Below are 23,760 nucleotides of genomic sequence, written 5' to 3'. Positions count from 1 at the left end.
AAAAAAATTAATGCGTTTTTTCTTTGTATCATTATTAATAACAATTGAGTTGTTTTCTCAAGTAGATTATTCTAAGAGAGATAAACTTAGTCGTGAGGGAATATCGCATTATCGAAAAAAAGATACAATTAAGTTACAAAAAGTAACAAATGCTTTATGGGATCTTTACGTTAATGAAAAGGATTCAATTGCTTTAGCAAAATATTATCAATTTAAAGCGGAAGGGTTTCAGTTAAAGCATAGTCCTGACAGTTCATATTATTATCATCATGAATCAAAGAATATTTCAGTTTTAACGGGTGATTTTGAAGAAGCAGCAAAGAGGTTAATAAGTATTGCTTTTTTACAAAGTGAAGCAAAAGACTTTGTTGGAAGCGAAGTAAGTTCCATAGAAGGTCTAAATTATTTAGAATCTATTAAGTCATCAAGTGTCTATATAGATTTATCTATTATCTACAATAATCTAGGGATTATTTCTGATGAGTTTAATCAATATGAAGATGCTTTAAGATATTTTAATAAAGCTTTAGAGATTAATAGTAAAATTTCGAGTGTTTGGACTAAAGAAAGAGGTTACATGTGGATACAAAATAATATTGGTCGATTGTATCAGAGAAAAAACGAACATAAAAAAGCAATAGAGTATTTTAAAAAAGGTTTAAATGTCGAAGATGTTAGACAAAAACGACCATCAATTTACGCGAGTCTGCTAGAAAATTTAGCAGCGAGTAGTTTTCTATCTGGTGATAAGAAAAATGTTTTGAGTAACTATATGGAGGTACTAAAAATAAGAGATAGTTTAAATGATCGTTTAATTTGTAATACCTACGTGAATATTGCAGATTATTATAAAGATCAAGGAAGGCTTCGATTAGCCAAAGCTAATTTAAAGGAAGCATTAAAAAATGCCAACGAAGTACATTATAATAGAACTAAAATAGAGTCTTTAAGAAAGTTGGCAGAGCTAACTTCAGGTAAAAAATCAAAAAGATATCTTAAAGAGTATCTTAAGTTAAATGATAGTCTACTTCATAAAGAACGAAGTTTAAAACATCAATTTGCAAAAATTCGTTACGAAACAGATAAAAAACAACAAGAAATTATTAGACAAAAACAACAAAAGCTGGTTGGCTGGTTAGCGGCTGTTATTGCCTTCTTAGGTTTAGGTTTTACAATAACAATTTTTGTTTTTAGACGAAGAAAACTTATATACCAAACAAAGTTACATGAAGTTTTAGCAAGAGAACAAGAGCGAAAACAAATAGCAAAAGCTCTTCATGATGAAGTAGCGGGAGATTTACGATTACTTCATAAAAAGCTTGAAAAATCTAGCCTAAACGAAGAGGCAAATAAGTTAAATGCAATTAAAGATAATGTAAGAAACCTCTCCCATCAATTAAGTAGCGTGCCTTTCGAGAAAGTTGGCTTTAAAGATCAGTTAATTAATTTAATTAGTGATTATTTTGAACCTAAGTTTCGAATTATAATAAGAGGCATAGAAAATCATGATTGGTCAACAGTAAATGATGCAGTTAAAAGACTCTTATATTTATGTATTAGGGAAAGTGTTCAAAATAGTAAAAAACATGCGCAAGCAACAGAGGTGATCGTAACTTTTCTAGTACACAAAAAAAACGTATTTTTGAATATAACTGACAATGGTATTGGCTTCGATACTAAGGTCAGAAAAAAAGGAATAGGTTTATACAATCTACGAGAAAGAGTTGAAGAGTTACAAGGAACTTTCATACTTGAAAGCACTGTAGGAGTAGGAACCAAGACCGATATTCAAATACCATTAGATGTCTGATAAATTAAAACTACTACTCGTTGACGATCATCAATTGATTATTGAAGGAATTACTTCCTACCTAAAAGATATTGATGGATTAAAAATAACAACCACTAATTCTTGTGATGAAGCTTATAGACTTATAAAATCAAGCTTAGCAATAGATCCATTTCACATTTTATTTACCGATCTAAGTTTTGATGTAGGTAAGAAAAATGTTGCAATTGATGGGGGTGAGAGTCTAATCAAAGCTTTACAGAAAGATAAGGTGCCTATAAAAATAGGCGTAATCACTGGACATTCTGAAACAAATAGGGTTTTTAATGTTGTAAAAAACTTAAAACCGTTAGCTTATATTTTGAAAGGACAGTGCAATACTGTAGAATTGAATTTTGCGATTCAAAAAATGATGTCTGATCAGGTTTATTATACACATGACATTCATGAAAAATTAATGAAAAGAACACTTGTTGAAATTCAGATGGACGATGTTGCCATTCAAATTCTAAAAGAATTGCCTAATCACACTAAAATATCAAATTTAGAAGGCGAAATTACCAAACCAGATGGTTCATTAGTTAAAATACGAACAATTGAAAGTAAACTTGCAAAACTGAGAACTGATTTTAATGCAAATAACAATACAGATTTAGTTTTAAAAGCGAAAGAATTAGGTGTTTTGGATTAATTATTTTCGAATGATTTATTGTGTGTTGCTGTTTATTTGGGAGTTCCTATTTAATATAAAATAACACTCCAAATGTTTTATGACTTTTGAAGAATATGAATTGATTGTTCTAAAAAATAAATTCTCTTTTTAGAAAAACATTTTAACCATAAAACTTCATGAATTTTTTGAGTAAAAATAAAAACTGTTTTATCTTTGCATTGTAGGTTTATTAGGAATAAATCTACAATTTAAGGGGAAAAACAAAACCTTCTGGGAATATTTAGTCTAGAAGGTTTTTTTCGTACATTCTCATGCCTTCCATTTTCTCATAAACTATTAATTAGCTTTATTTTTAACGGTAAATCGCATTATACGTGTCGGTTATCCCATTATTTGTGTTGTTTATAGTTGATACCTTTACAATGTGACTTTTTAAAGCACAAAAAATAAGAGGAATTAAAACTTTATTTATTATGGGGAAATTATTGATAAAAAAGACAAGACTATTTTTGAGCCGCTTATTACTATTACTTGGTGAATTCGGTAAAGGGGCAGGTTATGCTTTAAGAAACTAAGAAGATCTAACAATCTAAACTGATTACTTTATAAAATAACTCCTAGGATTGAAAAAATTCTAGGGGTTGTTGGTTTTTATACGTATCAAATAGTTTTATTTTTAATTCTATATAGCATTATGTAATAGAGGTACTTATTGTAATTTTTTAAATAGATTTAATTCACGGCGGAAAAGTACGGAATATGTATCGGTTATCCCTTCTTATAGGCTGATTGTTAGGTATATATTTACAATGTTGTTTTAATATAAAAAATCAAACGAATTAAATTTTATTATTATGGGGAAATCATTAGTAAAAAAAATAAATCTAGCACTACGAAGTTTATTATTGACACTTACTGAGTTTGGAAGAGGTGCTAGTTACGCGCTAAGGCATTAAGCAAACATTACGAACCAAATTAATTATTTAAAGAACTCCTTGGGAAATATTCCCTGAGGAGTTTTTTTTTTTGATATAAATTGTAAATTGCTGGTGTTGGATTAAGAAAATGATATCGTCATTAATCTTAATTAACTTAAAGACAATTAAAATTATTTACGTGCAAAAAAAAGAATACATTATTGCCTTAGATCAAGGAACTACAAGCTCAAGGACTGCCATTTTAGATAAAGAGGGAAAAATAGTTGCTATGAGTCAAAAAGAGCTTACGCAAATATTTCCGCAACCAGGATGGGTAGAGCATGATCCAATAGAAATTTTAGAGGCTCAAATAGCAACTTTAAAAGAGGTTATTAGTGAGCAAAGTATTAATGCTTCTCAAATAGTTAGTATTGGCATTACAAATCAAAGAGAAACAACGGTGATTTGGGATAAGAGCACAGGTAAACCTATATACAATGCAATTGTTTGGCAGGATAAAAGAACAGTTGATAAGTGTAATGATCTTAATAAAAATGGTTTAGCTGAATACATCAAAAAAACAACAGGATTGGTTATTGATAGTTATTTTTCGGCAACAAAAATTCATTGGATTTTAAATAATATTAAAGGAGCTCAAGATAGAGCCGAAAAAGGAGATTTATTATTTGGAACAATAGATACATGGTTACTTTGGAATCTTACTGATGGGAAAGTTCATGCTACTGATTATAGTAATGCTTCAAGGACCATGCTCTATAACATAGAAGAACTAGAATGGGATACTAAATTATTAAATGAGTTAAATATTCCAGAGAATATATTACCAGAAGTAAAGCCATCAAGTTTTTTATATGGGCACTATTCTTATGAAGGAGTTCAGCTACCAATTTCAGGTATTGCAGGAGACCAACAAGCAGCACTTTTTGGCCAAGCTTGTTTTACAAAAGGAGAAGCTAAAAACACTTATGGAACGGGTTGTTTTATGCTGTTAAACACAGGAGAAGATATTGAATATTCCGATAATGGATTACTTACAACGATTGCTTGGGGAGTAGAAGATAAAGTTTATTACGCTTTAGAGGGAAGCGTGTTTGTGGCTGGATCAGCAATACAATGGCTTAGAGATGGTTTAGAGGTAATAAAAACGGCTTCTGATAGTGAGTTTTTTGCGAATAAAATAAAAGGAGAAAATCCTGTTTATGTTGTACCCGCATTCGCGGGTTTGGGGGCTCCTTATTGGGATATGAATGCCAGAGGAGCTGTTTTTGGCTTAACTAGAGACACAGGAAAAGAACATCTAATTAAAGCAACACTTGATTCTTTAGCTTATCGTGTAAAAGATGTGCTTTCAGTTATGCAAAAGGATAGTAAAACAAAATTAACATCATTGAAAGTTGATGGTGGGGCTTGTGTTAATAATACTTTAATGCAGTTTCAAGCTGATATTTTAAATGTTATTGTTCAGCGACCAGAAATTATTGAAACAACCTTAATGGGGGCAGCGTATTTAGCAGGAATAGGAGTAGGGATTTGGAACCTTGAGGATATTGAAAATAATAGAAAATTAAGTTCTGAGTTTAGTCCATCTATAACAGAGGAAAAGAGATTAAATCTTTATAAAAAATGGCAAAAAGCTGTGGAAAGAACAAAAGATTGGATTGATTAAAAATAATGATCTCTCAGTTTTGTATGGCTAGTTAACTAGAGGCTTTTAATTTTATATTTTTAAGACGAATTTGAAAATAAAACGTATAAATTTTTTGTATTTAAATAGGTTAACGATTAGTTAAAGCCAAAATTTTTGAAATACTGATAAAAGTCATTTTTTACAGGCCTAATTAATATTACTTTTACCTTAAAAAGTATGGATATACTACATTATTACTTAGTACTTATATAAGCGCTAATAAATTAATGTTTTTCATAGTATTTGGTATTTTTTAGGGTGATTAGCCGCTCTTTAGATGTTGGTGAAATTTGAAAAAAAGAGCGGCTATTAGTTGCCGATTTTAATAGTTGATTGTGAGAGTGTTCTAAAAGTTTTTTCGTTTTAGAACACTCCTTTTATTTAAAAGCATTTAGGCCAGTAATATCTAGACCAGTGATGAGTAAATGTATATCGTGTGTCCCCTCATAGGTTACAACACTTTCAAGATTCATAGAATGTCTCATTATAGAGTAGTCACCTGTAATTCCCATACCGCCCAAAATTTGTCTTGCTTCACGAGCTATACGTAATGCTATTTCGACATTATTTCTTTTAGCCATTGAAATTTGAGCAGAAGTGGCACGATCCTCATTTTTTAGTACACCAAGTCTCCAAGTTAAAAGTTGTGCTTTGGTAATTTCAGTAATCATTTCAGCCAGTTTTTTTTGCTGTAACTGAAATTGACCTATCGGTTTACCAAACTGATTTCGCTCTTTTGCGTAACGTAAAGCAGTATCATAGCAGTCCATTGCGGCTCCTAGTGCTCCCCATGAAATACCATATCTTGCTGAATCTAGACATTGAAGTGGAGCACCAAGCCCAGATTTACCCTCGAGTAAATTTTCTTTAGGTATTTTGACATTATCAAAAATTAATTCACCAGTAATAGAAGCTCGTAATGACCATTTATTATGTGTTTCAGGTGTTGAAAATCCGTCCATTCCTCTCTCAACAATAAGTCCATGAATTCTCCCATTTTCATCTTTAGCCCAAACAACAGCTATATTTGCTATTGGGGAATTTGAAATCCACATCTTTGAACCATTAAGTAAATAATGATCCCCCATGTCTTTAAATTTGGTTTCCATCCCCCCAGGATTGGATCCATGATTAGGTTCTGTTAGCCCAAAGCAACCAATCCATTCACCACTTGCAAGTTTAGGAAGATACTTTTTTCTTTGTGCTTCATTTCCATAATTAAAGATAGGATACATTACTAAAGATGATTGTACTGAAGCGGTAGAACGAATTCCACTATCGCCTCGTTCAAGTTCTTGCATAATTAATCCATATGAAATTTGGTCCAAACCAGCACCACCGTATTTTTCGGGAATATATGGTCCGAAAGCACCCACTTCGGCAAGTCCGTTTATTAGTTTTTTTGGAAACTTTGATTGTTGTGCATAATCCTCAATAATGGGTGAAAGGTGCTTCTTTACCCATTTGCGTGTTGTGTCTCTAACTAATTTATGCTCTTCAGAAAGTAAATCGTCTACTCCATAGTAGTCAGGAGATTGAAATAAATCAGGTTTCATAAGTCTGTTTTTAAACAAATAAATTTACTAAAATTGAAAGATTTATAGAAATTTAGTAACTAATAAAAAAACATGATAGATTCAAAAATAATCAAAAAAATGGTTAATCCTAGAAGGTTTATGTATGTTTGTATATTATGAGATTTACTTTAAGAAGAGAAGAGCGACTAAAAAGCAAAAAAATAATAGCTAAGTTATATGATGAGGGGAAGTCTATTAAAGTTTTTCCTCTTAGAATGGTTTATTTACAAATTGAACACACTTCAAACTACCCTGTGCAAATAGGATTTTCTGTACCAAAGCGAAATTTTAAAAGAGCAGTCGATAGAAATAAAATTAAAAGACTCTTAAGAGAATGTTATCGTAAAGAAAAACACACTATTTATTCGGAGTCTAATAAAAAATTTGTGTTTATGATTTCTTATCTTGCGAAAGAAGATAGAGGGTACTTTGAAATTGAAATGAAAATGAAAAAACTATTAACCAATTTTATAACGGAAATAAATAAAGATGAAAAATAAAAGGTTTTTTACGTGGAGTTTAACGATTGTGATAATAGTTTTTTTTTCCTTCCAGTCTAGGTTTTTTGAAATTGCTAAGCAGATAGAAATCTACAATACATTGTTTAAGGAAATAAACATGAATTATATCGATGAAATTAATCCAGGTGACTTTACCGATAAGACTATTAAAAATACTTTGAAAAGTTTAGATCCATATACTAACTTTTATAATGAACAGGATGTCGAGGATGCCAGAATAAGAAGAGAAGGTGAGTATGGAGGTATCGGCGTAACGACATTCTATACAAAAAGAGGGGTTGTCCTAACAGAAGTTTACAAGGGTTTTCCTGCAGATTTGGCTAATTTAAAACCAGGTGATGTTATTGTTGAAGTTGATGGTCAACCTTTGTTAGGTTTAGAAAAAGCACAGCTATCTCAAATGCTAAAAGGAACTCCTGGAAAAAAACTTTCTTTGAAGGTTAAATCAAAAAAAGCAATCAAAAATGTTGAAATAGAATTAGATAAAATTATTGTTAATCCTGTACCTTTTTTTGATATGGTAGATCAAGAAACAGGCTATGTTGTTTTAACACGTTTTATAAATAGAAAAGCAACAGATGAAGTTAAAAAAGCCATTGATTCTTTGAAGAAAAGAGGTATGCGTAAGCTAATATTTGATTTGAGAAGTAATCCGGGGGGCTCTCTTTTTGATGCTGTTAATATAACCAATTTATTTATACCCAAAGGAGAAAGAGTTGTTGACACTAGGGGTAAAACAAAAAAAAATAGTAGAATTTATAAAACAAGTAAAGAACCATTAGATAAAGAGATCCCATTAGTTGTTTTAATTGACGATCGTTCGGCTTCAGCTTCTGAGATAGTTTCGGGAGCTCTACAAGACTATGATAGAGCTATTGTATTAGGAAAGCGTTCTTTCGGTAAAGGACTGGTTCAAAGATATTATGACCTTACTTATGGAACACAAGCTAAAATTACAATTTCCAAGTATTATACACCAAGTGGAAGGTGTATCCAAGAATTAGATTATTCAAATAGAGATCCTAAAACAAAAAAAGTTCCGAAATTTTCTGACGGAGAAGTTTCTTCGTTTAAAACTAAAAATGGAAGAACTGTATATGATGGAGGAGGGGTAACTCCAGATGTATCATCAAAGTATGTTGATAAAAATGAATCGACAAAAGCTCTTTTGAAATCGAGAGCAATATTTACTTTTGTAGAAGAGCATACCAGTAAAATTGGGATAATTGATTCATTAAAGTACAAATTTAAAGAGTCAGATTTTGAGATGTTTAAGAGTTTTTTATTTGAAAAAGATACGGCATTTGTAACCAAAGAAGAAAAGCTTTTTAAAAAAGCTTATAAAATTATTGAAGACAAAAAAAAAATAGAGAAAGAGTATGAAAGTCTTCAATTAAAACTAAAGCAAGATAAAATAAAAGAAATCAATAAAAATAAGGATGTAATTATGACCAGTATAGAAAAAGAAATAGTTAAGAACTTTTACTATAGAGAAGGTATGTACAGGCATCAACTACGAAATGATGAAGTAATTAAACAGGCCTTAGAATTACTCAATGATGAGGATAGGTATAATTCAATACTTAAAAAATAAAACAAACTATATAACCTAATACTTGATTAAACAAATGTCAAAACCAAATCAGAAAGAAAGAACAAGGGCTCAGGAGTCAACCAGTGCGATTGAACGTTTGTATATTTCAATGCGACACCTTTTTAGTCGTGGATTTTATAAACCAATGGGAGTTTCAGGAGAAACACTAATAAAATCGTTGTTAGCATTAAGGCCTGAAATATATGGTTCTATTACAGAGAAAAAAACAGAATTAAATGGCTTAACTTATGTAATAGAAAGATTACCTGAAGGAATTGAAGAGTGTCAATTTATTAACTTAACGGCAGACGAAGGTTATAGAAATTCTAATTTTGAAGTAATAATTCCTCCAAAAAGAAGAAGAAATTGCTACAGAATAGATAAAGATCAAATGAATATCGAAATAACTAGAGGACGTTCAGAGATATATGATATTCTTACACATTTAACTTTTCTATTTATTGAGTCCCATAAAATTAAAGATAGAGTAATGATTGGCACTTCAAAAGAAAAGTTCATAAGAGAATGGACTCATTTGGAGGAAACGGTAATTTATAATAAAACTCTTTTGGACCAAGAAAGAGATGTAATGATTGTTCATCTAGCAAGTATTCTAGGTAGAACTTATGATGAGGTTTACGATAGTTATAATTCTTTCGGCTCAGATGAAAATCCTAATCGTTTCCTACATCTAATTTATTGGTTAGGTAAACTTGCTATAAATGAGGTAGTTCATGACAAAAAAAGATCTGTTAAGTTTAGTTCTATATTAATTGATGAAATTGGTCGTCATTTCTATGGTGAAGTATGGGCAAATAACATAAAAAACACACTCTTAGAAAATAACTTAATCAATAGACCCATCCATATCATTAGTGCTAATATGCATAGTGTAATGAATACAATTTATGCAAAAAATGCACTACCAAAGGAAGCTAAAACGAAGGAACTTTTTGAACTTTTTGAGTTACTGAGTAATTCTTCGAGTGAAAACTTACAAACTAAAGTAAAGAAATATGCTTCTGAAAATGGATTGATTTATTTGAAAGATACTTCAGGTACCAATATCAATGTTCAAGTTATTGATACAGAAAAATTGAGTTCAAATACTACTTATTTAAATAAAACTGAATCGTCTAATGACAAACCGGTTATTATTGTTATGGATTATGCTTTTGGAGAACAAGCATATGAAACAATGGATGAGTTATTGAAACCATATAAAGTTAATGATTTAGATATTCATTTAAATGTTGAATCTGTGTCTATTATGGGAAAAGCAGGAATTTTAGAGGGAGGTAAAGGAGATATAATGATTCCAACTTCTCATATTTTTGAAGGTACAGCAGATAATTATCCTTTTAAAAATGAATTATCAAAAGAAGACTTAGAGGGATTTGGCGTTGAAGTTTTTGACGGATCTATGGTTACTGTTCTAGGTACTTCATTACAAAATAAGGACCTTTTAAAATTCTTTCATGATTCAACTTGGGATGTTATTGGGTTAGAGATGGAAGGAGCTCATTATCAAAAAGCAATTCAATCTGCTTCAAGGATAAGAGGAAATATTTCGGAAGAGGTTAAAGTCCGATATGCTTATTATGCATCAGATAATCCGCTAGAAACAGGGGCAACATTAGCATCTGGAGGTTTAGGAATGAGTGGCGTTACTCCTACATATGCCATTACTCAAAAAATTCTTGAACAAATTTTTAAATGCAATGAGCAATTATAAGGAGGAAGAAGCGGACTTAGGATCATTATTTTCAATAATTGGAAAAGGTTTTTCTAAACTTTTGATGTTAATAAGAAATGGTTTTAAAAATATTTTTTATTTTTTGATTGAGAGTTTACTTTTTTTTAAACAAAATTATAAAGTACTAGGGATAGCCCTTGCAATGGGGGCTATCATTGGACTTATAATAGAACTGAATGAAGAAACTAAGTATAGTTCTAATCTTCTGGTTCAAACAAACTTCAATAGTGCCAGGCAGTTATATAGTAATGTTAACTTCTACAATAACCTGGTTAAACAGAAAGAAATAAGTATTTTATCAGAAACATTTGGGATAGATTTAGAAGAAGCATCATCATTGAAACAATTTAAAGTTGAACCTATTATAGATAGTAAAGATCTTATTGTAACTTATGATAAATTAATTCTTCAAATAGATACAATTGCGGTTAAAAGCTACCCTTTTTCTGATTTTAAGAAGACATTTAATAAGTTTAATTACAAATTGCATAATATTGAAGTGCAATCATCAAAACAGGATGTTTTTTCCAAGTTGGATGAAATAATTATTTCATCTGTTACTAAAAACAAGTATTTTAATAAATTAAAAGAATTAACCAATGAGAATTTAAATAGGACTGATGCTTTGTTAAGAAAAAATTTAAAGCAAACAGATTCATTACATGATACCTATAAAAAAGTTCTTTTGGGTGGCTCAAAAGTTTCTCATCAGGGAATAAATATAAATCTAGGAGATACAAAAAAAGTAAATAAAGAAAAGGAATTAGAGTTGTTTTCAACAATTCTTGAAATAAATAAAGAACTTAAGAATGTTAGTGAGGAAAAAACAGAAAAGTCTGAGGTAATAAATGTGATTTCAAATTTTCAAGTTATTGGATACAGAATCAATGGGGTTTATGAAAATAGATCTGTACAACTCGCATTTCTTTCCTTTTTTTCTATGGTATTTATTTTACTGCTACTTAAACTTAATAAATTTTTGGAAAAATATAGTATTCGTAAAGATTATATACAAAGCCACATTGAAAAACAAAATTGATTTAAAAAGAATAATTTAATTATTTTCAGTTCATATTTTATAATAAAAATGAAATAAAACTATACGATAAATAGTATCTTAGAGTAGATTTACTATTAGATTGAAAGAGCTATTGATTTTATCGAATATTTCTTCAGAAAAATATGGAGATTCAACAAGACCTTATTTCTTAGGAAGGTATTTGAGTTCTTGCTTCCGCGTAACTCATTTTTGCTTGCTAGAGGAATTAAAAGATAATATTAAGTATGAAAAATTACCAAGTTCGTTATCTTTTTCAAGACCATTATCAATTTGGAAAGTTGTTCAAAAAATTAATAAGAGTATAAAGAAAAAAGAGTTTAAGATACTTTATACTCATCAGTTGCTTTATGGTATTATTGGGTCTTTTGTAAAATTGATGAACCCTAGATTACCATTTTACGTCGATTTTCATTCTTGTGAGTATTTTGAGTTAAAATATCAACCAAACAAGCACTTAAAAGAACGACTTAGAATATTTCTTGTTCCTTACCTTGAGAGGTTTATATGTGAAAAATCTGATAAAATTATTACAGTGTCCGAAGAAACAAAAAACCTTTTAGTTAACTATTATTCCATAGACCAAGAAAAAATCATAGTTATTAAAAATGCTACGGACACATCAGTAATAAGTAAAGTAGATACTTTTGATAAAGCTAAACTAGAAAAGTATAGGCTAGATAAGAAAAATAATGTACTAGCTATGTTCCCCAATCCGAGAAATGGTTTTGTGAGTAACGAGTTGGCAATGGAGTTTTTATTTGAGGTAGCTGAAAAAGTTAGGAAGAAAAGGAACGATATTAAATTTTTAATTTTAGGTGGAGGAAAGACACCCAAGATAAGTTTAGATAATGTCATTTTTACGGGATACGTTAAAGATTACAATGAATGGTTAAATATAGCTGATGTTTGCATTGCTACTTATCCTCTCAATGCTGTATGTGGTGGAGTAAGAAATAAGATATGTGATTATTTGGCTGTTGGAAAGCCTATTATTGCAACAAAAGAGAGCATGAGAGGATTTGATGATCTACTGCCTGATATTCATTATTATGAGTGTAATACAGTAATATCTTTTTCAGAAAAGCTGATTCATTTTGACAAAACCGATAATAATTTAAACAATATGGCTTTTAGAAACTTAAAAAAATCTAAGATATACAGTTGGGATAAAAAAGCAGAAGCACTAATTGATGTTTTTAACCAAGTGTAAATGATAAAAAGTATTGTTCAAATATTTTCAGCACATGTTGTTGCTAAAGCCATTGGACTCTTAACTTTTATAATAATAATTGAGTTTCTTAGTCTTGAACAATTTGGAAAGTATAGTTATTTTCTTATTGTCCTTAATTTAATGGGGGTGATTGTTGACCCATTCACTGCATCTTACTTAGTTGATTTTAAAACAGAATCTTTTAAGAAATACAATCTAGGTATTTTTTCAATTAGTCTCATTTTATTGCCTGTTTTTTACGGAGTACTTTACTTTTTAAAATTACCATTAAATGTTGAAGTTTTTATGCTATTTGGTTTTACTTTTCTTATGAGTGTAATGTTAAAGTCTTTTTTAAACACTTATGAATCTTTTTTAAATTATGGATTAATTGATGTTTTTAGACAAATAAGTATTTTTTTTAGTACCATAACATACTTCTGCATTTATGAAAATTATGATTATATTTTTTTGTTGAAAGTAAATTATAGCATTGCCTTTTTGACCATGTTATTATTAGTACCAATTTATATAAATAAAGATTTTATTTTTTTTGATGTTAGCTTTTCAACACTGAAAAATCTTTTTTATAAATCCAGGTACTTAATTTTTTATACAGCGTTTATTCCTATATTTTCTTTTTTAGATTCGTATTTTGTAAGTAAATCTCTTACCGAAAGAGACTTAGGACTGTATTCTTTTTCTTTAAAAGTTTATAATATGTCATTAATGCTAGTTGTGCCAATGTTTACGGTTCTAAATATTAAGCAGATAGAAATAGTGAAAAAAAATGCGTATGCTTTCTATGTAAAAGAAAAAGTTAGAAAAGTATTACTTTTTTCAACCTGTATCTTTATTCTTTTTTTAGTAGCTAATTATATTTTATTGAATTATGTATACATTGATTATAAAGAATCGATTATAAACACAACTATTCTTTTATTTGGTTCTTATATTACTTACTCTTCACTACCTTTTTCTTTTTTAATAGCTTACAAAAAATATAAGGTTTTATTCACAATTGCTGTTTTAGCAATAGGAATAAATATTTTATTAAATACTTTATTTATAGAAAAGTATGGGACAGTTATAGCCGCAACATCTACGCTTCTATCTCAGATTATAATTAACTTGGGTTCTGTGATTGCATCTTTTATTATTTTTAAAAGTATTAAAAAATGAATATATCTCTGAGAAAAATATACACGGTCTTATTTTTTTTAGGGGTTTTTTTTATCCCTTTTAATTCTTATAGAGGTATTTCTTTTCTAGGAGAATATAGAAGAGATGCTGCTATTTTATTTTTTTTAGCAAGCATACTATTTTGTTTCCTTGAAGTAATGCTTAAACGAAAAATAGTTGTTCCGATTAAAAGTATTTATTTCCAAATATTACTGTTATTTGTTATGTGCTTAATATTTAGCATTGGTGTAAATTTCATTTCGGTTTTAGATAACTACTATAAGCAAACCTCTGGATTGAATAGGTTTTTAAGGCAGTTTATAGCATTATTGTTGATGATCTTGGTGTTTTTAGTCTGTCATGCGATTACAATAAGATATTCCGTAAAACAAGTTCTTTTTAAATTTAGGAAAGCGTTTCTTTATTCTTTTATTGTGGTAGTATTTTATGGTTTTTTTGAATGTTTAATTGTTTATTTTAAAATTTTGGCATTCAAAGATTTTCTATTTTTATTTAATTATTTTCCTTTTACAGATGTTTATTTAGATACAACTTTTGGAAGAATTTCATCTGTTTCCTATGAACCCCCATTTTTAGCTATTTATTTAATAACAGTGTCCGGATGGATGTTTAGTTACATAGTGACAGAAAAAGGATTCTCAAGGTATATACCAAGTATTCTAATTATGTTACTTACTTTTTTTTCAGGATCAAGAACAGCTTTTATTGTAGTTTCATTGCAATTGAGTGCATTCTTATGGATTACTTTTTCTGTTAGTAAAAAGTTTCAAAATATTTTACAGAGATTTATTTTAATCAATTTTATGTTTTTTACAATTCTACTTTCGTTTAACCATTCAAAAATTATTCCGGCGATAGAGAAAAAAATACAAACATTAAATTTTAAGAAAAATATTGACACAAATGTCTCCAATAAATCAAGATTTGGAATTCAATATGCTTCATTATTAGTGTTTAGTGAAAATCCAATTTTAGGGGTAGGTTTCGGACAACAAACATATCATTCTATAGATAGGTACCCAATGTGGGCAACAAAGGAAAATTATGAATTTAAAGAGTCGTATTTAAATCAATTGAAAAAATCTTTTCCTCCTGGTTTTAATATGTATACTAGATTACTTGCAGAAACAGGATTAGTTGGCACTATGATTTTTATAAGTTTTATTTTTATTCTCATATATATATCAAAAAAAAGAATTTTATCCCAATTTAATGAACAACGCGTATTGTCTATTATTATTTATGTATCTTTTGTAGGCTTTACAATAAATTGGTTTCAATTTGATAGTTTTAGACTTTATGGTTTTTGGATTTGTCTTTCTCTTTTTATTTATAATGGGAAATATTTAGTTAATGAATAAAACACTATTATTAATTCCTCATTTTAACAACCAAGAAGGCTTGATAAAATCAATTCATTCAATAAATGAAGGAGAGAATATAGATGTTTTAGTAGTTGATGATGGTAGTTTTTTTGATATTAATGAATTTCAGATTACAGAAAACTTTAATGCGAAAGGGCAAATTTTCTTCAGATATTTAAATTATAATAAGGGAATAGAAGAGGCATTAAATTATGGATTAAGTATAGCGTTTTCTATGAATTATAAATATTTAGCAAGACTTGATTGTGGTGATGTATGTATTGGAAATAGGTTTAAAATTCAAGAGGAGTTTTTAGATAAAAATAGCGACATAGTCTTGGTTGGATCATACGTTAATTTTGTGAATAAGGAAGGGGTAATGATACATAGACTACGCTTGCCAACTAAAGACAGATTTATCAGAAAAAAAATGTATTTAAATGCAATGCATATCCACCCTTCGATAATGTTTAAATTGTCGATAATTAAAAAAATAGGAGTATACCCAACAAAATATAAAGCTGCTGAAGATTATGCTTTTTTTTTTAAAATTTTAAAGGAATTTAAAGTAGCAAATTTAAATAGGTTTTTAGTCAGTTGCGAAGCCAATAATAACGGAATTTCACGTAAATTTAGGAAAGAACAGATAAAAAGTAGAATAAGAATTATTCTTGATAATTTTTATTTCGGAATATATCCTATTTATGGGTTATTAAGAAGCCTGATTCTGTATATAACTCCAAATAAAGTAACAGAATCAGTTAAAAGTATATTTAAGATGTGGAAAAAAAACTAGCTAACACAACCAACTTTATAACAGCTCTTCTTATGTTTTTCTTACCTCTTTCGATGGCAATTCCAAACATATTATTGGTGTTAATAATTGTTCTATTCATTTTGCAGAGAAAAAATACTATTTGGTTCTCAAATTACATAGGGGTTGCGTTTGCATTTGGATGTATTTCTCTTTTCAAAGATATTTTACTAACTGAACAACCGAATGATATAACCGAATATAAATTTTCTTTACTACTGATTTTTGTATTAGTTGTGGGGATAAATATACATAATTACATATGGCTAGAAATAGGTTTTGTTTTAGGCACCTTATCAGCTGTTTTTAGAGCTATATATAGAATTGTAAACTATTATTTTTTAAATGATGTGATCCCATTTGGGAACACGTCAGGTATTAATGAGTTGATAATAATAGATAGGCCATACATTGGTTTCATGTGTGTTATATCTATTATCTTTTTGAGTAAGTTCATGAAACTAAGAAAAAATGTGAGAACAAACGTCTTATTTACTTTATGTCAAATTATATTAGTAACGTTTATATATTTAATTACAGCTCGCCTAGCATTGATGATGATTTGCTGTTATTTTATACGTATAGTTTTCAAAAAAAGAAATTTTAAAAAAATAAAAACTTGGGGTGTATGTATATTTTGTTTAGGATTGATTTTTCTATTAGGAAATAAAAATATTAAAGAACGATTCTACGTGGGTGGGTCTATAAAAACAACAGTTAATAAGTTAAAAGATTACGAACCGAGATTTACTATTTGGAAGTGTGGATTTGAACAACAAAAGTTTGACAGTTTTTCTTTGTTATTTGGATTTTCTGAAATAAAAGAGGTTCAAAAAAATTTGCTTCAATGCTATTATGAAATAATAGATAAAAAATCAAAAAGAGATTACTATCTCAAAATGAATTTTAATATGCACAATCAGTTTTTGGATGTTTTTTTAAAAAATGGTTTATTGGGGTTAAGTTTGTTTTTATGCCTTTGTTTTTTTTGGTTTTTCAAAAAAAAATTAAGTTTTGAACAAAGGATCGTTATATTTTTTACAATTATTTTTTTAACAATAGAAAACCTTTTAAATCGACAATTAGGAACCTATCTTCTAATTTTTTTAATACCTTTTAAGTATAAAAAAGAAGATAAACAATGATTAAAATTCTTCATATTGCCAGGCCTCTTGGAGGAATAGGTACTTATATTCAGTTGTTAAATGAGCATTTAGATAAAAATCAATTTAAGAATTTAATACTCTGTAATTATAAAGATGATTTAAGCTTTATAAAAGATAAAACCATAAATAACAATAACTTTTCACACATTAATTTAAGAAGAGAGGTTTCTCCTTTGTCTGATATAATATGTTTGTTTTCTATACTAAAAAAGGTAAAGCAAATACAACCAGATGTAATACATTGTCATAGTGCTAAGGCAGGTTTTTTCGGTAGATTAATAGGTGCTTATCTAGGCATTTCAACTCTATATACGCCCCACGCGTTTTCTTATCTTAGTTCAGGTTCTGTATTTAAAAAATTGTTATTTCTCTTAATAGAGAAATCTTTTGTACGGTTTCCGTCAAGTATTTTATGTTGCTCAGAATCCGAGTACCACAGAGCTGTTTTTGATCTGAATTTTAAAAAAAATAAAGTGTTTATTTGGAGAAATTCTATCAAAGATCCAAGTCTTTTTCTAAAATTAAAAAATACGTCAAAACTTACTGAGAATTATATATGTTCAATTGGGAGGTTGTCTTTCCAGAAAAATCCACTTTTGTTAATAGATGTATTCGAAGAAATAAAAAAGAGAGGTAAGTCATTTAAACTCGTTGTTCTTGGGGTAGGCTTTTATTCACCCTTTTTGGCAAAAATAAATAAAGTTATTAGAGATAAGAATTTAATAAATGATGTTTTTTTAATGAATTGGACAGGAAGAGAAGAAGTACTACAAATTCTTAAAAATGCATTGTTATATGTATCTACCTCAAAGTATGAAGGGTTGCCATATTCATTATTAGAAGCTTTGTCTTTATCTAAAGCTTGTGTTGTGACGGATGTAGACGGTAATAAGGATTTAGTAATAAACAATTTTAATGGATATAAGTTACCTGAGAATGCAAAAGAAATTGCAGAAAAAATTATTTGGTTAATAGAAAATACCAATGAAAGGAAACAGATGGAATACAATTCACGAAAATTGTTTGAAAAATCTTTTAGAATAGAGGATAATATTCATCTTTTACAGGATATCTATAAAAAAGTAGTTTAAATGAAATGTAGCGGTTCAAAAAATAAGAAGACTATTTATTTATACAAAGTCTTATTTGTGCTAATCATAGGGTTTTTTGTTTCTACAAAAATAGTCGATACTGGTTTGATTTTTTATCTGCAAGCTATTACTTTAGTTTTTATCATTTACCTTTTGAGTATATATGTATTCGTAGCTAAATTATGTTTAAACACATCTTTAATTCGGTTACTTATTTTAATTTTTAATTATCTAGTGTTTTTTTTATTTTATGCTAAAAATGTATTGAAAGAAAATGAATTAGGGGACTTTGTATCACTTGTTTTATTACTACTTTTTATACCCTTTATTGAGTTTTATATATTAAAAAATAGAACTGTTGTAAATAGACCTTTGTTGAAAACAAATTTTTATTTTGAGGAAGAGGTGTTCAGGATAATTATAGAATTAATTTGTACAAACCCATTACGAACAGCAGGATTTTTGTATCAAATAAAAAATAAGCCGAATGGGCTTAAATATTTAACTTCAAATTTTAATGAATTACCTATAAAGTCGAAAGAAAAGCATTGGTTAAAAAATAAAAAAGACTGGAAGTATAGATTTCTCTCAAGTAGTTTAGTAGGTGAAAAAGCAGTATCAAAAAATCATGAGGTGTCAATAGGTAGTGATGAAGTAGAAAATACATCTTTTGAATTAATGAGAAGTAGGTTACTAAAAAGAATATTTGATATATTTTTTTCAATATTAGTATGTGTTTTTGTTTTATCGTGGTTATACCCAGTAATATTTATTTTCATAAAAATAGAGTCACAAGGACCAGTTATATTTAAGCAACATAGAGAAGGCCTCCATGGAAGACAGTTTATTTGTTATAAATTTAGATCAATGTATTCGAATAGTCTTACTGATAATAGAAGTGCGGATAGTAACGATAAAAGAATTACAAAAGTTGGAGCGTTTTTGAGAAGAAATAGTTTAGATGAACTTCCTCAATTTTTAAATGTTCTTTATGGTTCAATGAGTGTTGTAGGTCCAAGGCCTCACCTGAAAAGATTGGCTCAAGAATACCAAAAAGAAGTCGAAAATTATATACACAGACATGATGTAAAGCCAGGTATTACAGGTTTGGCTCAGGTAAGTGGATATAGAGGAAAAATTAGGAAAAAAGCAGATATAAAAAATAGAATTAGACTAGATGTTTTTTATATTAAAAAAAGATCATTAGGGTTAGATATAAGTATCATAATTAAAACTATTTATAACCTTTTGAAAGGAGATGAAAATGCGTGCTAAATGAATAAAGTTAAGTTGACTTGTTCTATGGTTATTTTTAATGAAAATAATGTGGTTTTAGGTAAAATAATCAATAGTTTTTTGAGTATTCCTTTTTCCAAAATTATGTATGTTATTGATAATTCACCGAAACCGAGCCATTTTATTAAAGAGCAGCAGGAAATTAAATATATTAAAAATGATAAAAATTTAGGCTTTGGGAAAGCACATAATCAAATTATAGAAAGAATAAAATATAAATCAGATTATCATCTTATTTTAAACCCAGATGTAGAGTTTGAAGGAGCAATTCTTAAGAAGTTAATAAGTGTTTTAAAAGCGAATAAAAACATCATAATGATCGCTCCTAGAGTTGTTGATAATAATGGACAATTACAGTATACATGTCGTAAACATCCAACAATTAAGGAGCTTTTATCAAGAAGGTTGGGTATTAATAGCGAATATGTTAAAAATAGAGAGTATAGAAACTTAGATTTAACCAGGCCTTTTATGCCTGAATTTATTTATGGGTGTTTTATGCTTTTTAAGACCAATAGATTTGTTGGCTTATCTGGATTTGATACACGTTATTTTCTTTATTTAGAAGATGCTGATTTGTGTAGAAAAATTTATCAGAATAATGAACAAATTTTGTATTTTCCTGAAGTTCAGATAAAACATATACATCGTAAGGGGTCTTCAAAGCAAATAAAACTTTTTTTAATCCATCTCTTATCAGCATATAAATATTTTAAAAAATGGACATGATTATAAAGAGAACTAATTCAGTCATACTTATATTTGCACCAACAAAACAACACACAAGAAATGAATATTTTAATATTAGGATCTGGAGGTAGAGAACATGCTTTTGCAAAAAAAATATCTGAAAGTGAAAGAATTAATAACTTATTTGTAGCACCTGGAAACGCAGGTACCGAAACAATAGCGACTAATATATCAATTAGTTTAACTGATTTTCATGCAGTGAAGGAGATGGTGTTGGAAAACAATATTGATATGGTTGTGGTAGGTCCAGAAGCTCCTTTAGTTGAAGGAATTCACGATTTTTTTCTAGGTGATGAAGCTTTGAGAAATGTTTCAGTCATTGGTCCTAAAAAAGATGGCGCTTTGTTGGAAGGTAGTAAGGATTTTTCCAAGCAGTTTATGGAAAAACACCAAATACCAACCGCCAAGTATAAATCTTTTACAAGTAAAACGCTAGAGGAAGGGAAGTTATTTCTCGACACATTACAGCCTCCATTTGTTTTAAAGGCAGACGGTTTAGCTGCAGGAAAAGGCGTGTTAATTTTAAATGATGTAAACGAAGCAAAAATCGAATTGGAGGAAATGCTGTCCAATAATAAGTTTGGTAAAGCATCGTCAAAAGTAGTAATTGAAGAGTTCTTAGATGGAATAGAATTATCTGTCTTTGTACTTACAGATGGTAAGAGTTATAAAGTTTTACCTTCTGCAAAAGACTATAAAAGAATAGGTGAAGGAGATACGGGATTAAATACAGGGGGAATGGGAGCTATTTCGCCTGTTCCCTTTGCAAATGACCAGTTTTTAAGTAAGGTAGAAGAAACCATAATTAAACCGACTATTAAGGGATTACAATTAGATGGTATTGATTATCGTGGATTTATTTTTATCGGTTTGATGAATGTTAATGGGAAGCCCTTTGTTATTGAGTACAACGTTAGAATGGGAGACCCAGAGACTGAAGTTGTATTGCCAAGAATTCAATCGGATTTAGTTGATTTATTTGAGGGTGTGGCTAATCAAACGTTGGAAATGAAAACGTATTCAGTAACGACTCAAACTGCAACTACAGTAATGTTGGTCTCAGGTGGATATCCAGAATCCTATGAAAAAGGAAAGGAAATCACAGGATATGATTCAATAAAAGATTCGATCGTATATCATGCAGGTACGACTTCTGATCAAGAAGGTAAAGTTGTTACCAGTGGAGGAAGAGTAATGGCTATTACATCTTTTGGAAATTCTATAGAGGAAGCTTTGGATAAATCTTATAGAAATATTGATAAAATAGCTTTTGATAAAATGAATTTCAGATCGGATATTGGATTTGATTTGAAATAAATGAATTATACGTTCGATGATTTTTAGCATTTGTATTATTTTTTTAAATTGATAAACAAAATAAAACCCCCTCTCAATTTATTTGAAAGGGGGTTAATTTCATAATAAGACTTTACCTTACTTGTTATTTTTAGTATATGAAAACTTATATTGTAAGTATAGGTAAGCATCTCTTGGTAAAATTTTTATCCACTTTTTATATCTTAAGAACCATTTAAAACGAATTGAGTTCATTCCTTTAGTCAAATATCCAGCTACAAAAGGATGCACGTTTAGCGTAACATTTTTAAAACCTTCTTTTCTGTTAAATAATTTTTCCAATTCGAATTCGAACTTATCTAATAATACTATAGGAGCTTCAACTTCTCCATTTTTATTAGGGTTGGGTTCTCTTGTTTTTATGTGTAGTTCAGGTCTTACACGTTGTCTTGTAATTTGTACTAAACCAAACTTACTAGGAGGTAAGATTTTATGTTTTGTACGGTCTAAAGACATTACTTCTTTTAAATGTTGGTATAATTTTTGTCTGTTTTCAGAACTTTTCATGTCTATGAAATCAATTACGATAATACCGCCCATATCTCTTAATTGCAATTGTCTTGCTATTTCTGATGCGGCAATTAAGTTGACTTCCAGAGCAGTTTCTTCTTGACTTAAAGCTTTATTTGATCTGTTACCGCTGTTTACATCGATAACGTGTAAAGCTTCAGTGTGCTCAATTACTAAATAAGCACCTTTACTCATAGAAACTGTTTTACCAAACGATGTTTTTATTTGCCTCTCAATACCATATTTTTCAAATATTGGGGCTTGTGATCTATGAAGTTTTACAATATTTTCTTTTGTGGGGAAAATTTCCCCTAAATATTCTTTAATTTCTTGAACTAAAGCTTCATCGTTTGTTACGATACTTGTAAAAGAATCATTCATAACATCTCTTAAAATGGAAGATGCTCTATTTAATTCACTTAAAATTTTTGTTGGTGTATTTGAATTTGGAATTCGCTTACACATATTTTTCCAACGATCTAGTGAATTTTGTAAATCTTTGTCAAGTTCTGCTACTTTTTTTCCTTCAGCAACAGTACGTAAAATAAGTCCAAAACCTTTTGGTTTTATACTTTTTGCTAATCTTTTTAAGCGCTCTTTTTCTGTATTATCAGCTATTTTCTGAGAAACTGATATTCTATTGGAAAAAGGAACTAAAACTAAATATCTACCCGCTATTGATAACTCTGAACTTATACGTGGTCCTTTGGTAGAAATCGGTTCTTTTACAATTTGTACTAATAAATTCTGACCTGATTTTAGTACATTTTTAATACTTCCATCTTTGTCAATGTCTTCTTCAAAGCGAAAGTTTTTTAAAGTGAATTCTTTAAATTTACCTGTGCTTACTTTCTTCATGAATTTATTCAAAGATTGTACTTGTGGACCCAAATCGTGGTAGTGTAAAAAACCATCTTTGGGGTATCCAACATTTACGAACGCTGCATTTAATCCAGTCATTACTTTTCCGATTTTTGCAAGGAAAATGTCTCCAACTGAAAATTTATTATCGTTTGTTTCTTTGTTTAATTCAATAAGTTTACCATCTCTTAATAAGGCAAAATCAATATCAGAAGAATTTGAACGAATAATTAACTCTGTTTTCATCTGAGTATAATTTTTTAGCCTACGTGTAAAACAATACACGAAGACGGATTATGAATTTGTAAACAGGTATTTTAATACCTTTTAAGGTGTTTAAACCTTAATGTCAATGAACTTTTCTAAGCTAAATAAAGCAAACTGAAAAAGTAAGCGAAAGCTTACTTTTTCTTATGACGGTTTGCTCTTGCTCTTTTTTTTCTTTTGTGAGTAGAGATCTTAGCTCTCTTCCTTTTTTTACCGCTCGGCATATTTAAACTGGTTTAAAAAAAAATCTTTATTTTGATTTTTTGGTTAATAATTT

General features: G+C 29.1%; 19 protein-coding genes. 16 read left to right on the top strand and 3 right to left on the bottom strand.

Translation table 11 applies throughout. The features are described 5' to 3' along the window. Positions 1 to 10: 10 nt before the first annotated feature. The 3 genes from ACSIGE_RS08980 to glpK all read left to right on the top strand — a co-directional run bounded on the left by ACSIGE_RS08980 (position 11) and on the right by glpK (position 5,066). Positions 11 to 1,810 carry a tetratricopeptide repeat-containing sensor histidine kinase gene (locus ACSIGE_RS08980; protein ID WP_440879537.1) on the top strand — a complete coding sequence of 600 codons (1,800 nt, stop codon included), beginning with the start codon at positions 11 to 13 and terminating at the stop codon, positions 1,808 to 1,810. Then, positions 1,803 to 2,480: a response regulator transcription factor gene (locus tag ACSIGE_RS08975; protein WP_440879536.1), complete on the top strand. Its 678-nt coding sequence runs from the start codon at positions 1,803 to 1,805 to the stop codon at positions 2,478 to 2,480. Before ACSIGE_RS08980 ends, ACSIGE_RS08975 begins: the two co-directional genes overlap by 8 nt. Before the next feature lie 1,098 nt (positions 2,481 to 3,578). Next, positions 3,579 to 5,066: a glycerol kinase GlpK gene (gene glpK / locus ACSIGE_RS08970; protein ID WP_440879535.1), complete on the top strand. Its 1,488-nt coding sequence runs from the start codon at positions 3,579 to 3,581 to the stop codon at positions 5,064 to 5,066. A 398-nt stretch (positions 5,067 to 5,464) separates the two neighbouring features. Here glpK and ACSIGE_RS08965 read toward each other — a convergent pair whose 3' ends face one another. Continuing rightward, the gene (locus ACSIGE_RS08965; RefSeq protein ID WP_440879534.1) at positions 5,465 to 6,643 is read right to left on the bottom strand and encodes an acyl-CoA dehydrogenase family protein; all 1,179 of its coding nucleotides are present in this window, start codon (positions 6,641 to 6,643) and stop codon (positions 5,465 to 5,467) included. Positions 6,644 to 6,780: 137 nt separating this feature from the next. On the opposite strand from ACSIGE_RS08965, the gene rnpA reads away from it, so the two are divergent. From rnpA to ACSIGE_RS08925, 8 genes are all read left to right on the top strand, one after another. Continuing rightward, positions 6,781 to 7,164 carry a ribonuclease P protein component gene (rnpA, locus tag ACSIGE_RS08960; RefSeq protein WP_440879533.1) on the top strand — a complete coding sequence of 128 codons (384 nt, stop codon included), beginning with the start codon at positions 6,781 to 6,783 and terminating at the stop codon, positions 7,162 to 7,164. Beyond that, the gene (locus ACSIGE_RS08955; RefSeq protein ID WP_440879532.1) at positions 7,154 to 8,779 is read left to right on the top strand and encodes a S41 family peptidase; all 1,626 of its coding nucleotides are present in this window, start codon (positions 7,154 to 7,156) and stop codon (positions 8,777 to 8,779) included. The genes rnpA and ACSIGE_RS08955 overlap by 11 nt, the downstream gene beginning before the upstream one ends. A gap of 34 nt (positions 8,780 to 8,813) precedes the next feature. Beyond that, positions 8,814 to 10,514 carry a DUF6909 family protein gene (locus tag ACSIGE_RS08950; protein ID WP_440879531.1) on the top strand — a complete coding sequence of 567 codons (1,701 nt, stop codon included), beginning with the start codon at positions 8,814 to 8,816 and terminating at the stop codon, positions 10,512 to 10,514. Then, positions 10,501 to 11,574: a hypothetical protein gene (locus ACSIGE_RS08945; protein WP_440879530.1), complete on the top strand. Its 1,074-nt coding sequence runs from the start codon at positions 10,501 to 10,503 to the stop codon at positions 11,572 to 11,574. The genes ACSIGE_RS08950 and ACSIGE_RS08945 overlap by 14 nt, the downstream gene beginning before the upstream one ends. Before the next feature lie 100 nt (positions 11,575 to 11,674). Next, complete coding sequence (locus ACSIGE_RS08940) at positions 11,675 to 12,805, top strand: glycosyltransferase family 4 protein (RefSeq protein WP_440879529.1); 1,131 nt, start codon at positions 11,675 to 11,677, stop codon at positions 12,803 to 12,805. Beyond that, positions 12,806 to 13,987, top strand: a complete 1,182-nt coding sequence (locus tag ACSIGE_RS08935; RefSeq protein ID WP_440879528.1) for a hypothetical protein — start codon at positions 12,806 to 12,808, stop codon at positions 13,985 to 13,987. Then, positions 13,984 to 15,369: an O-antigen ligase family protein gene (locus tag ACSIGE_RS08930; protein ID WP_440879527.1), complete on the top strand. Its 1,386-nt coding sequence runs from the start codon at positions 13,984 to 13,986 to the stop codon at positions 15,367 to 15,369. The genes ACSIGE_RS08935 and ACSIGE_RS08930 overlap by 4 nt, the downstream gene beginning before the upstream one ends. Next, positions 15,362 to 16,168 (top strand): glycosyltransferase family 2 protein, encoded by an 807-nt coding sequence (locus ACSIGE_RS08925; protein WP_440879526.1) that lies wholly within the window; start codon positions 15,362 to 15,364, stop codon positions 16,166 to 16,168. Before ACSIGE_RS08930 ends, ACSIGE_RS08925 begins: the two co-directional genes overlap by 8 nt. Here the strand turns inward: ACSIGE_RS08925 and ACSIGE_RS08920 are convergent. Further along, positions 16,146 to 16,268, bottom strand: coding sequence for a hypothetical protein (locus ACSIGE_RS08920; protein ID WP_440882231.1), 123 nt, complete (start codon positions 16,266 to 16,268; stop codon positions 16,146 to 16,148). The genes ACSIGE_RS08925 and ACSIGE_RS08920 overlap by 23 nt on opposite strands. Between ACSIGE_RS08920 and ACSIGE_RS08915 the strand changes: the two genes are divergently transcribed. The 5 genes from ACSIGE_RS08915 to purD all read left to right on the top strand — a co-directional run bounded on the left by ACSIGE_RS08915 (position 16,222) and on the right by purD (position 21,806). After that, positions 16,222 to 17,331 (top strand): O-antigen ligase family protein, encoded by a 1,110-nt coding sequence (locus tag ACSIGE_RS08915; protein WP_440882197.1) that lies wholly within the window; start codon positions 16,222 to 16,224, stop codon positions 17,329 to 17,331. The two genes, ACSIGE_RS08920 and ACSIGE_RS08915, sit on opposite strands and share 47 nt — an antisense overlap. Next, positions 17,328 to 18,443, top strand: coding sequence for a glycosyltransferase (locus tag ACSIGE_RS08910; RefSeq protein ID WP_440879525.1), 1,116 nt, complete (start codon positions 17,328 to 17,330; stop codon positions 18,441 to 18,443). The genes ACSIGE_RS08915 and ACSIGE_RS08910 overlap by 4 nt, the downstream gene beginning before the upstream one ends. 375 nt (positions 18,444 to 18,818) lie before the next feature. Beyond that, entirely contained in the window at positions 18,819 to 19,718 is a 900-nt protein-coding gene (locus tag ACSIGE_RS08905) for a sugar transferase (RefSeq protein ID WP_440879524.1), read from the top strand. After that, positions 19,719 to 20,468, top strand: coding sequence for a glycosyltransferase (locus tag ACSIGE_RS08900; RefSeq protein WP_440879523.1), 750 nt, complete (start codon positions 19,719 to 19,721; stop codon positions 20,466 to 20,468). It abuts the gene before it with no gap. Between the two features lie 60 nt (positions 20,469 to 20,528). Further along, positions 20,529 to 21,806 carry a phosphoribosylamine--glycine ligase gene (gene purD, locus ACSIGE_RS08895; protein WP_440879522.1) on the top strand — a complete coding sequence of 426 codons (1,278 nt, stop codon included), beginning with the start codon at positions 20,529 to 20,531 and terminating at the stop codon, positions 21,804 to 21,806. Between the two features lie 117 nt (positions 21,807 to 21,923). Here the strand turns inward: purD and ACSIGE_RS08890 are convergent, their stop codons facing one another. Beyond that, a complete protein-coding gene (locus tag ACSIGE_RS08890; protein WP_440879521.1) occupies positions 21,924 to 23,462 on the bottom strand; it encodes an Rne/Rng family ribonuclease in 1,539 nt (512 codons plus the stop codon). Positions 23,463 to 23,760: the final 298 nt, after the last annotated feature.

Origin of the sequence: Tenacibaculum profundi (genome assembly GCF_052050075.1) — a bacterium.
Lineage (GTDB): Bacteria > Bacteroidota > Bacteroidia > Flavobacteriales > Flavobacteriaceae > Polaribacter.
This window is presented reverse-complemented; position numbering and strand designations above follow the sequence as displayed.